The sequence below is a fragment of the Suipraeoptans intestinalis genome (assembly GCF_009696485.1).
In the GTDB taxonomy this organism is placed as follows: Bacteria; Bacillota; Clostridia; order Lachnospirales; family Lachnospiraceae; genus Suipraeoptans; species Suipraeoptans intestinalis.
The window spans coordinates 1-8272 of record NZ_VULY01000011.1 but is presented as its reverse complement, the minus strand read 5'-3'; the positions used below and the strand labels follow the sequence as shown (position 1 = coordinate 8272).

Annotated in this window: 11 protein-coding genes and 2 pseudogenes; 7 read left to right on the top strand and 6 right to left on the bottom strand. The window is 49.5% G+C overall.

What is annotated here, in order from left to right; translation table 11 throughout:
- Window positions 1-81: 81 nt before the first annotated feature.
- The 3 genes from FYJ34_RS00460 to FYJ34_RS00450 all read left to right on the top strand — a co-directional run bounded on the left by FYJ34_RS00460 (window position 82) and on the right by FYJ34_RS00450 (window position 2100).
- Window positions 82-702, top strand: coding sequence for an FtsX-like permease family protein (locus FYJ34_RS00460; RefSeq protein WP_154475301.1), 621 nt, complete (start codon window positions 82-84; stop codon window positions 700-702).
- Between the two features lie 124 nt (window positions 703-826).
- Window positions 827-1471, top strand: a complete 645-nt coding sequence (locus FYJ34_RS00455) for a hypothetical protein (RefSeq protein WP_154475299.1) — start codon at window positions 827-829, stop codon at window positions 1469-1471.
- On the top strand, window positions 1456-2100 hold the full coding sequence (locus FYJ34_RS00450; protein WP_154475297.1) for an FtsX-like permease family protein: 645 nt from the start codon (window positions 1456-1458) through the stop codon (window positions 2098-2100). Before FYJ34_RS00455 ends, FYJ34_RS00450 begins: the two co-directional genes overlap by 16 nt.
- Before the next feature lie 211 nt (window positions 2101-2311).
- On the opposite strand, the pseudogene FYJ34_RS15485 reads toward FYJ34_RS00450, so the two are convergent.
- A pseudogene (locus FYJ34_RS15485) lies at window positions 2312-2763 on the bottom strand (DsrE/DsrF/DrsH-like family protein).
- Between the two features lie 93 nt (window positions 2764-2856).
- Window positions 2857-3873, bottom strand: a pseudogene (locus FYJ34_RS12835) (sulfurtransferase TusA family protein); the annotation flags it as partial.
- 303 nt (window positions 3874-4176) lie between these two features.
- Here FYJ34_RS12835 and FYJ34_RS12940 point away from each other — a divergent pair.
- The 4 genes from FYJ34_RS12940 to FYJ34_RS00425 are packed head-to-tail and all read left to right on the top strand — an operon-like array spanning window position 4177 to window position 5958.
- Window positions 4177-4335 carry an FAD-dependent oxidoreductase gene (locus FYJ34_RS12940; RefSeq protein ID WP_235899134.1) on the top strand — a complete coding sequence of 53 codons (159 nt, stop codon included), beginning with the start codon at window positions 4177-4179 and terminating at the stop codon, window positions 4333-4335.
- A 53-nt stretch (window positions 4336-4388) separates the two neighbouring features.
- Window positions 4389-5279 carry a rhodanese-like domain-containing protein gene (locus tag FYJ34_RS12935; protein WP_330582449.1) on the top strand — a complete coding sequence of 297 codons (891 nt, stop codon included), beginning with the start codon at window positions 4389-4391 and terminating at the stop codon, window positions 5277-5279.
- A complete protein-coding gene (locus tag FYJ34_RS15480) occupies window positions 5174-5617 on the top strand; it encodes a sulfurtransferase TusA family protein (protein WP_154475295.1) in 444 nt (147 codons plus the stop codon). Before FYJ34_RS12935 ends, FYJ34_RS15480 begins: the two co-directional genes overlap by 106 nt.
- Window positions 5506-5958: a DsrE/DsrF/DrsH-like family protein gene (locus tag FYJ34_RS00425; protein ID WP_154475293.1), complete on the top strand. Its 453-nt coding sequence runs from the start codon at window positions 5506-5508 to the stop codon at window positions 5956-5958. The genes FYJ34_RS15480 and FYJ34_RS00425 overlap by 112 nt, the downstream gene beginning before the upstream one ends.
- Before the next feature lie 211 nt (window positions 5959-6169).
- Here the strand turns inward: FYJ34_RS00425 and FYJ34_RS00420 are convergent, their stop codons facing one another.
- From FYJ34_RS00420 to FYJ34_RS00405, 4 genes are read right to left on the bottom strand one after another with little or no spacing between them, the layout of a single operon-like run.
- Window positions 6170-6367 carry a hypothetical protein gene (locus tag FYJ34_RS00420; RefSeq protein WP_154475291.1) on the bottom strand — a complete coding sequence of 66 codons (198 nt, stop codon included), beginning with the start codon at window positions 6365-6367 and terminating at the stop codon, window positions 6170-6172.
- Between the two features lie 11 nt (window positions 6368-6378).
- Window positions 6379-7338, bottom strand: coding sequence for a hypothetical protein (locus FYJ34_RS00415; RefSeq protein WP_154475289.1), 960 nt, complete (start codon window positions 7336-7338; stop codon window positions 6379-6381).
- Entirely contained in the window at window positions 7293-7760 is a 468-nt protein-coding gene (locus FYJ34_RS00410; RefSeq protein ID WP_154475287.1) for a hypothetical protein, read from the bottom strand. The genes FYJ34_RS00415 and FYJ34_RS00410 overlap by 46 nt, the downstream gene beginning before the upstream one ends.
- 8 nt (window positions 7761-7768) lie before the next feature.
- The gene (locus FYJ34_RS00405; RefSeq protein ID WP_173017032.1) at window positions 7769-8014 is read right to left on the bottom strand and encodes an FtsX-like permease family protein; all 246 of its coding nucleotides are present in this window, start codon (window positions 8012-8014) and stop codon (window positions 7769-7771) included.
- Window positions 8015-8272: the final 258 nt, after the last annotated feature.

Below are 8272 nucleotides of genomic sequence, written 5' to 3'. Positions count from 1 at the left end.
TTCAGGGAGACAGGACCAGTGTGGAAATGTTTCAGATGATCTCGGATACGTTGACGGTGATGGCAGGAGGGAGGAAGGAATATGCAGAAACTGATAACCAGACTGGCATTGACCAACCTGAAGAAGAACAAAGAGATTTATATTCCGTATATGATTTCCGGGGTGCTGGCCTGCGCCTTCTACTATATTTTTACGACCTTGTCAATGAATCCGGAAATAGAAGCGCTCTATGGCGGCAAAACGATCGGGGAAACGTTGCGGCTGGGCGGTCGAATCATAGCGCTGGCGGCCGGTGTGATTGTGCTGTATGCCAACAGCTTCACGATGAAGCGAAGAATGGTGGAAATGGGGCTGTACTCTGTATTGGGCTTGGAAAAACGCCATATCGGGAGAATGGCTATAGAAAATCTGCTGGTGGGATGCACCGTGATGGTCACAGGACTGGTGACGGGAATGCTGCTGGATAAGCTGTCCTATGCAGTGCTGCTGCGGGTCATGAGATTTCCTGTGACACTAAATTCTTTCTTTTCTGTTCGGGCGGTAGGAAAGACAGGAATCGTGTTTGGGCTGATATTTCTGGCAGTGATCTTTGTGAATTGCTGGAAGATCATGCGGTACAATCCATTGGCGTTGATGAAAGAAAACGAAGCGGAGAGAAAGAAGTTCGTTTCTTGTGGCTGGGAACGCTTTTGGGAGTTTTGATGCTGGGAGCAGCTTATACGATTGCAGTCCGGGTGGAGAATCCGGTAAAGGCACTGACACTGTTTTTCGGAGCGGTTCTTTTGGCCTCAGGAGGAACGTTTTCATTTTTCGATCCGGAAGTATCATGCTGTTTCGGCTGTTGCAAAAAAACAAAAGCTACTACTACAAGCCGCAGAATTTTATTTCCGTTTCCAACTTGATTTTCCGGATTCGTAAGAATGCGGCGGGAATGGCGAGTATCTGCCTTCTTTGCTCCATGGCGCTGGTATCTTTGATCGGAGGGATTTCCCTCTACAAGGGAGGAAGAGAATACCTGAACGCCGTTGCTGCAAAGCCTTATGTAGTGGACATTTCCAGAGGAGAAAAGGAAGTGGAGGCCTCCCAAAAGACAGTGCAGGAGCTTTGGGAAACCGAGGATAGAATCCTTGCCGGCATAGAGGAAAAGTATGGACTGAGCCAGAAAGGCGCCAGAAATTACAGGTATGTTCTTCTTCCGCTGCAAGAGGAAAAAGCACCTTACAAAATAAATCAGCCAACGCAGGGAATTGAGATTCCAAAGGCATACCTGACAGTAATAGACCAGTCGGCATATAAGGTTATGACCGGGAAATCGGAGAACCTAAAAGAAACGGAAGTATTACTCTATGACCCTTCTGGTTCTTCCAAAGAAAAGCAGGTTACGCTGGAAGGACAAACCTATCAGATTAAAGAGCAATTGGATACAGATATTATTTCGGGCAACATTTCCAGGGGATGTCCAACCTGGTAAACAACCAGAAGGTTATGGTGGTTTCTGATCTGAAAAAATTTGAGGAAGTACAGGAGACCCTGAAAGAGAAAGAAAATATAAGCTGGCATCATTTTTACAGTTGGGAAACCAAAAACAAACAGGAAAAGGATTTTAGGGCAAAGGTAGAAGCAGAATTGCAGACATATCCGGAACTACAGGGAATATCCAGCGTGTCGATAACAGACCGTCATTACGATGAATTGGAATATTATCAGCTGATTGGAGGGATCGTATTTATCGGAGGATTTTTGGCGCTGCTGTTCCTGTCAGCCATGGTCCTGGTGATTTACTACAAGCAGTATGCAGAGGCCCATGAGGACTGCGAACGGTTTGCTATCCTGCAAAAAGTGGGGCTGGATGGGAAGGACATCAATAAAACCATTGCAAGACAGGTGTTGACAGTCTTCTTCATGCCGATCACATTGGCGATCATTCATATGATCTTTGCATACAATATTGTGCAGCAGATTCTTCAATTGCTGGGTGTGATCAATAAACGGCTGATGCTGGGGGTCAGTGTAGGAACCAGTGTGGTCATGGTGGCCTTCTATGGAGCAGTCTATCTTATGACTGCGAAAGTTTATAAAAATATTGTAACAAGGAGATAGAAGATCAGAAGCCTGCCCTCCTATTTGGGGAGGGGATTCCGGACAAAGAGATCAGATATTGAAAACAGACCTTGTCAGAAAAAGAATCCCGCAGGAGCCGGACAATCCGACTTTGCGGGATTTTTTCTGGAAAGAGATGCTATCATTTCTGCGCAAGCTCTTTGCTGATAAAAAGCGGTGGCAGAAAACCTGTCGATGGAGGAGAAGAGATCTAGATGAACAAATTCAGATTTCCTTCTTCTGCTTCTGCCAGGTAGCTGGCCACACCGGCAACCTCCACATCCGGAAGCAGTTCCTCCCGGCGGATTCCCATGATGTCCATGCTCATGGAGCAGGCTACAAAGGTCACTCCCATTTCTTTTGCCCGCTGCATCAGCTGGCGAAGGCTGTCTACCTGTTTCTGCTTCATAATGCGTTTGATCATAGAAGTTCCCATGCCTGCCAGGTTCATTTGGAAATGTGCAGCTTATCCGCGCCCTTTGGCATCATCCACCCAAAAAGCCGGGCCATGCCGGACTTGGAAACATGGATGGCAGGATCCCGCAAAATATTTAACCCCCAAAAAGTAAAGAACATAGTGACTTCTTTTCCCATGGAAGCGGCTCCGGTGGCGATGATGAAAGAAGCAATGGCCTTATCCAAGTCGCCGCTGAATACCACCATCGTAGCCTTTTTCCCATCCCTTGAAAGAAGAGGCTGGGAAGCGGAAGAAGGGCAGCAGGCAGAAAATTTGGTATCAGAGGTCTTTTCAATGACAGCCTTTGTAACCCTCTCTGTCTGAGAAAGCTCCAAGAGGGTGTAGCCCATTTTTTGACACCAGGCCGAAATGTCCTGGGAGAATCCGGGGTCGGTTGCCAAAACCTCTACGGTATCTCCAAAATCAGCGCAGTTTAGCTCCTGAAAAACCTTGGCAATGGGGCCGGGGCACTGGAGCCCTCTGGCGTCAATCTGCTTGCGGGGCGAGGTGCCAGGACCTGCAGAAGAAGTACTCCCGCAAAGAGGTGGGGAAGCTTCCTCACCGGCAGAATCCTTGCTGTCAGAGGAGTTGCCAGACTGCTTTAAAACATCCGGATGGTCTGTGCAGGCAAGTCCCTTTACCGGCGGGAGCTGCTTCTGGCGGATATCCAGCTTCAGTTGTGAGTAAGACCGGTATCCGCCATCTACATTGACACAGGAGAATCCCTGCTGCTTCAGGATCCGGCAGGCCAGATAGCCCCGCAGTCCCACCTGGCAGGTGACGTAGATGGTCTGATCTTTTGGAAGCTCCGAAAACCGGTCACGCAGTTCATCCAGCGGGAGATGGCGGGCGCCGGGAATAGAACCCAGAGCAAACTCACCGGCAGTTCGGACATCCAACAAAAAGCCGCCCTGCTCTACAATGTGGTCGATTTCGCTGACAGATACAGCTTCTGCCAGACCGGTCAGCAGATTGGAGGCCACGTAACCGGCCATATTTACAGGATCCTTTGCGGAGGAAAAAGGAGGAGCGTAGGCCAGTTCCAGATCCTGTAGCTGGAACACCGTCATGCCGGCGGAAATAGCCGTGGCGATTACATCTACCCGCTTTTCCACGCCGGAGGTTCCGATGATCTGGGCTCCCAGGATTTTTCCGCCGGGAGCTTCAAAGATCAGCTTCAGATCCAAAGGCGCTGCGCCGGGATAGTATCCGGCGTGGGAGAGGGGATGGATATGGATGGATCTTATATCAGATCGCCCCATTTGTTTCAGGCGCTTTTCGCTGTATCCGGTGGAGGAAGCAGTCAGATCAAACACCTTTGCCACGGAAGTACCCAGGACGCCCGGATACCGGGAAGGGATGCCGCAGATCCGGTCTGCTACGATCCGGGCCTGACGGTTGGCAGGAGAAGCCAGGGCGATAGAAGAAGGCTCCTGGTATACGAGGCCCTTTGTTTCGATGGCGTCACCGACTGCATAAATATCGGAAACGGAGGTTTCCAGATATTCATTGAGCCAGAATCATCGGGAGAAGACCGATCTTTTTATCCAGCTGGAACTCTTTTCTTTTCTCGATCTGACTGTGTTTCATCGGAATCCGGAAACCAGCTGGCACGCGTCTTGCTCTGGACCGGCCATATTCTGGTCAATGAATATCTGGAAACCTCCGTTTCCGATATTTATGCAGTCGGTGACGCCATCGAAACAAAGGGCCTCGTATACCAGGAGCCTTCTTCTATCGCCCTGGCTTCTCCTGCCAACCGTCAGGCCGGATCGTAGCAGACCGGATCTGCGGCATCCCTTCCCGGTATCCGGGCGTCCTGGGTACTTCCGTGGCAAAGGTGTTTGATCTGACTGCTTCCTCCACCGGATACAGCGAAAAGCGCCTGAAACAAATGGGGCGATCTGATATAAGATCCATCCATATCCATCCCCTCTCCCACGCCGGATACTATCCCGGCGCAGCGCCTTTGGATCTGAAGCTGATCTTTGAAGCTCCCGGCGGAAAAATCCTGGGAGCCCAGATCATCGGAACCTCCGGCGTGGAAAAGCGGGTAGATGTAATCGCCACGGCTATTTCCGCCGGCATGACGGTGTTCCAGCTACAGGATCTGGAACTGGCCTACGCTCCTCCTTTTTCCTCCGCAAAGGATCCTGTAAATATGGCCGGTTACGTGGCCTCCAATCTGCTGACCGGTCTGGCAGAAGCTGTATCTGTCAGCGAAATCGACCACATTGTAGAGCAGGGCGGCTTTTTGTTGGATGTCCGAACTGCCGGTGAGTTTGCTCTGGGTTCTATTCCCGGCGCCCGCCATCTCCCGCTGGATGAACTGCGTGACCGGTTTTCGGAGCTTCCAAAAGATCAGACCATCTACGTCACCTGCCAGGTGGGACTGCGGGGCTATCTGGCCTGCCGGATCCTGAAGCAGCAGGGATTCTCCTGTGTCAATGTAGATGGCGGATACCGGTCTTACTCACAACTGAAGCTGGATATCCGCCAGAAGCAGCTCCCGCCGGTAAAGGGACTTGCCTGCACAGACCATCCGGATGTTTTAAAGCAGTCTGGCAACTCCTCTGACAGCAAGGATTCTGCCGGTGAGGAAGCTTCCCCACCTCTTTGCGGGAGTACTTCTTCTGCAGGTCCTGGCACCTCGCCCGCAAGCAGATTGACGCCAGAGGGCTCCAGTGCCCCGGCCCCATTGCCAAGGTTTTTCAGGAGCTAAACTGCGCTGATTTTGGAGATACCGTAGAGGTTTTGGCAACCGACCCCGGATTCTCCCAGGACATTTCGGCCTGGTGTCAAAAAATGGGCTACACCCTCTTGGAGCTTTCTCAGACAGAGAGGGTTACAAAGGCTGTCATTGAAAAGACCTCTGATACCAAATTTTCTGCCTGCTGCCCTTCTTCCGCTTCCCAGCCTCTTCTTTCAAGGGATGGGAAAAGGCTACGATGGTGGTATTCAGCGGCGACTTGGATAAGGCCATTGCTTCTTTCATCATCGCCACCGGAGCCGCTTCCATGGGAAAAGAAGTCACTATGTTCTTTACTTTTTGGGGGTTAAATATTTTGCGGGATCCTGCCATCCATGTTTCCAAGTCCGGCATGGCCCGGCTTTTTGGGTGGATGATGCCAAAGGGCGCGGATAAGCTGCACATTTCCAAAATGAACCTGGCAGGCATGGGAACTTCTATGATCAAACGCATTATGAAGCAGAAACAGGTAGACAGCCTTCGCCAGCTGATGCAGCGGGCAAAAGAAATGGGAGTGACCTTTGTAGCCTGCTCCATGAGCATGGACATCATGGGAATCCGCCGGGAGGAACTGCTTCCGGATGTGGAGGTTGCCGGTGTGGCCAGCTACCTGGCAGAAGCAGAAGAAGGAAATCTGAATTTGTTCATCTAGATCTCTTCTCCTCCATCGACAGGTTTTCTGCCACCGCTTTTTATCAGCAAAGAGCTTGCGCAGAAATGATAGCATCTCTTTCCAGAAAAAATCCCGCAAAGTCGGATTGTCCGGCTCCTGCGGGATTCTTTTTCTGACAAGGTCTGTTTTCAATATCTGATCTCTTTGTCCGGAATCCCCTCCCCAAATAGGAGGGCAGGCTTCTGATCTTCTATCTCCTTGTTACAATATTTTTATAAACTTTCGCAGTCATAAGATAGACTGCTCCATAGAAGGCCACCATGACCACACTGGTTCCTACACTGACCCCCAGCATCAGCCGTTTATTGATCACACCCAGCAATTGAAGAATCTGCTGCACAATATTGTATGCAAAGATCATATGAATGATCGCCAATGTGATCGGCATGAAGAAGACTGTCAACACCTGTCTTGCAATGGTTTTATTGATGTCCTTCCCATCCAGCCCACTTTTTGCAGGATAGCAAACCGTTCGCAGTCCTCATGGGCCTCTGCATACTGCTTGTAGTAAATCACCAGGACCATGGCTGACAGGAACAGCAGCGCCAAAAATCCTCCGATAAATACGATCCCTCCAATCAGCTGATAATATTCCAATTCATCGTAATGACGGTCTGTTATCGACACGCTGGATATTCCCTGTAGTTCCGGATATGTCTGCAATTCTGCTTCTACCTTTGCCCTAAAATCCTTTTCCTGTTTGTTTTTGGTTTCCCAACTGTAAAAATGATGCCAGCTTATATTTTCTTTCTCTTTCAGGGTCTCCTGTACTTCCTCAAATTTTTTCAGATCAGAAACCACCATAACCTTCTGGTTGTTTACCAGGTTGGACATCCCCCTGGAAATGTTGCCCGAAATAATATCTGTATCCAATTGCTCTTTAATCTGATAGGTTTGTCCTTCCAGCGTAACCTGCTTTTCTTTGGAAGAACCAGAAGGGTCATAGAGTAATACTTCCGTTTCTTTTAGGTTCTCCGATTTCCCGGTCATAACCTTATATGCCGACTGGTCTATTACTGTCAGGTATGCCTTTGGAATCTCAATTCCCTGCGTTGGCTGATTTATTTTGTAAGGTGCTTTTTCCTCTTGCAGCGGAAGAAGAACATACCTGTAATTTCTGGCGCCTTTCTGGCTCAGTCCATACTTTTCCTCTATGCCGGCAAGGATTCTATCCTCGGTTTCCCAAAGCTCCTGCACTGTCTTTTGGGAGGCCTCCACTTCCTTTTCTCCTCTGGAAATGTCCACTACATAAGGCTTTGCAGCAACGGCGTTCAGGTATTCTCTTCCTCCCTTGTAGAGGGAAATCCCTCCGATCAAAGATACCAGCGCCATGGAGCAAAGAAGGCAGATACTCGCCATTCCCGCCGCATTCTTACGAATCCGGAAAATGTTGGGAACGGAATAAAATTCTGCGGCTTGTAGTAGTAGCTTTTGTTTTTTGCAACAGCCGAAACAGCATGATACTTCCGGATCGAAAAATGAAAAACGTTCCTCCTGAGGCCAAAAGAACCGCTCCGAAAAAACAGTGTCAGTGCCTTTACCGGATTCTCCACCCGGACTGCAATCGTATAAGCTGCTCCCAGCATCAAAACTCCCAAAAGCGTTCCCAGCCACAAGAAACGAACTTCTTTCTCTCCGCTTCGTTTTTCTTTCATCAACGCCAATGGATTGTACCGCATGATCTTCCAGCAATTCACAAAGATCACTGCCAGAAATATCAGCCCAAACACGATTCCTGTCTTTCCTACCGCCCGAACAGAAAAGAAAGAATTTAGTGTCACAGGAAATCTCATGACCGCAGCAGCACTGCATAGGACAGCTTATCCAGCAGCATTCCCGTCACCAGTCCTGTGACCATCACGGTGCATCCCACCAGCAGATTTTCTATAGCCACCATTCTCCCGATATGGCGTTTTTCCAAGCCCAATACAGAGTACAGCCCCATTTCCACCATTCTTCGCTTCATCGTGAAGCTGTTGGCATACAGCACAATCACACCGGCCGCCAGCGCTATGATTCGACCGCCCAGCCGCAACGTTTCCCCGATCGTTTTGCCCCATAGAGCGCTTCTATTTCCGGATTCATTGACAAGGTCGTAAAAATATAGTAGAAGGCGCAGGCCAGCACCCGGAAATCATATACGGAATATAAATCTCTTTGTTCTTCTTCAGGTTGGTCAATGCCAGTCTGGTTATCAGTTTCTGCATATTCCTTCCCTCCCTCCTGCCATCACCGTCAACGTATCCGAGATCATCTGAAACATTTCCACACTGGTCCTGTCTCCCTGAAAATC